This is a genomic window from Staphylococcus sp. GDX7P312P (genome assembly GCF_008385775.1).
Lineage (GTDB): Bacteria > Bacillota > Bacilli > Staphylococcales > Staphylococcaceae > Staphylococcus > Staphylococcus haemolyticus.
In genome coordinates, this window is the sequence record NZ_VUKI01000076.1 from 1 (window position 1) to 318 (window position 318).

The window sequence follows — 318 nt, forward strand, 5'->3', positions numbered from 1 at the left end:
ACTGTTGGCGCTGTTGTGTCTTCCACTGTAATCGTGAAGCTTGTTGTTGTTTCGTTGCCATCGGCATCTGTTGTTGTCACTGTAATTGGGTAGCTTCCAACTTTACTTGGTGTACCACTAATTGTATTAGTGTCTGGATTAAACGTTACGCCTGTTGGTAAGCCACTTACTTTATTTGTCACAGCTTGGCCACTGTTATCTGTCGCATCAATCTTAATTGGATCAATTGCTGTATTGACTTCTTTTGTTTGATTTCCAATCGCTTTGACTGTTGGTGCCGTTGTATCTTCCACTGTAAGCGTGAAGCTTGTTGTTGTT

Annotated in this window: 1 protein-coding gene; it reads right to left on the reverse strand. The window is 41.5% G+C overall.

Annotation, left to right across the window (positions count from 1 at the left end; translation table 11 throughout):
* Positions 1-318, reverse strand: a 318-nt coding sequence (locus F1592_RS13330; protein ID WP_149814204.1) for an Ig domain-containing protein, incomplete at both ends; no start/stop codon positions are given.